This window comes from Collinsella sp. OM07-12 (genome assembly GCF_003438275.1).
Taxonomy (GTDB): Bacteria; Actinomycetota; Coriobacteriia; order Coriobacteriales; family Coriobacteriaceae; genus Collinsella.
Genome location: NZ_QSTQ01000046.1, coordinates 1 through 1,894 on the forward strand (window position 1 = coordinate 1; position 1,894 = coordinate 1,894).

The following is a 1,894-nucleotide window of genomic DNA, read 5'->3' on the forward strand; positions in this document are numbered from 1 at the left end:
TGCAGACCTTTCGTCATGGCCTCCTACCTTTCTTTCGGGCCCCTGTCAGGGCCGATTCGTTAGCGCCCCTCCGTGTGAGGCGTTATTGCTGACGACATATTTATATCCAAAATCAGCCCATACTTCCACCTTGCCCCCGAACGGTTTTTTATAGGGGGTGAACGGCATACACATATACTTCACGCATGGCAAACTTTGATTTAATAAAGTTTATTTACGTGCTTAAACGCTTTTTTAACCGGAAAATCAATTGGAACTAATCTTTCTTAAACCACCCTCAATTTGCATATTTCACGCAAATGTATGAATAGAATTCGTAATTCTTGCTATGTCTCAACCATTTTGATTTTTATTCAGAAAAAAGTTCGTCCTATTCATTTTTAGCAACCAGGCTACCGTTTACCAGACGTTGGATACCGTTCACCGGAAGCTCAGTATACGGCCCCTCGGATACCCCGCCTGTTTTGCGTCTCTATTTGTAACAACTTGACTTTTTCGGCGGTAAAGACAAACAGACCCGCCCCAAAGGGAGCGGGTCTGCATTCGGTACATCGAGGGCCCAGTAAGGTTTAGGCCCTCGAAATCCTCAAGGGGCTACCGATCGAACTCGGCCAGCGCCTCGCCCAGAAGCCTCAGGCCCTCGCGAAGAACGTCTTCACTCGCGCAGTAGCCCAGACGCGCGCCGCAGGGAAGCTCAAAGCGGCTGCCGGGAACCAGCAGCACTCCCCTCTCGGCCAACAGGCGCTTGCAGAACTCCTCATCGTCCTCGGGAATATCCAGCTGGATAAACGAGGTGGATACGCCCTGCGGCGCCGTCCAAGAGACGCGGCTCTGTGTATCGATCCATGCCTGAGCGATATCACGGTTGCCAAACACGATCTTACGGTTGCGCTCAAGGATCTTATCCTTGTGCTCGAGCACGTAGGTCGCCAGGGCGTCGTTGAACACGCCGCCGCAGATCATGGTGTAGTCACGATAGGTGCGGATGCGGTTGGAGACCTCTTCGTCGGCCACGACCCAGCCCACGCGAGCCGCAGGCGTCGAATAGGTCTTGGACACCGAGTTGGTGACAATGGCCCTCTCGTACACGTCGGCCATCGATATAAAGGACTCGGTGTTCTCGAGCGGCAGATACACCTCGTCGCACAGCACGTAGGCGCCAACCGAGCGGGCGATCTCGGCAATCTGGCCGAGCGTATCGGCATCGAGCACCGTTCCGATGGGGTTCGATGCGTTGTTGATGCAGATGAGCTTGGTATTAGGACGCGCCAGGCGCTTGAGCTCCTCGATATCGGGCTTCCAGCCAAGCTCCTCGCGAAGCTCCCAATACTCGACCTCGGCACCGAGCGTACGCGGAATCTCATAGAGCGGCGCATAGGTAGGCCACTCGGCAATCACGTGATCGCCGGGCTCGACAACAGCCATGATGGCATTGAGGTTAGCACCCGTACAGCCATTAGTCTGCAAAATGTGATCGGGATTGACCTCGCGACGATACAGCTTGGCGACTTCGGCCTTAAACTCCGGCGAACCCTCGATCCAGCCGTAATTCATCTTCTCGCGATCCAGGCGCTCGTAGAACGTAGCACCGTCCTGCTCGTCAAGTGCGCGAAGCTCACCCATGGTCAGCGACGAAATCGTCGACTGAGCGATATCCCATGTAGCACTCTTCTCCCAAACGTTGAGCCATTCCTCAACGCCAATTGTCTTGATATCCATGGCCACCTTATCTGATCTTAATTTAGCGTCAATAAACATGAATGGGACGGTGCGAAAGAACCGCACCGTCCCATTGGAAGACATCTAATGACAGCTAGATGTTTGTATTAAGACCTGTACGGGTCTTTGAAAACCTTAGAGGTCCTCGCGCCAGAAGGGCATGCTCATGCAGCGC

General features: G+C 53.7%; 1 protein-coding gene. It reads right to left on the bottom strand.

Annotation, left to right across the window (positions count from 1 at the left end; genetic code table 11):
• Positions 1-594: 594 nt before the first annotated feature.
• The gene (locus DXB98_RS09965; protein ID WP_117744007.1) at positions 595-1,719 is read right to left on the bottom strand and encodes an aminotransferase; all 1,125 of its coding nucleotides are present in this window, start codon (positions 1,717-1,719) and stop codon (positions 595-597) included.
• Positions 1,720-1,894 lie beyond the last annotated feature (175 nt).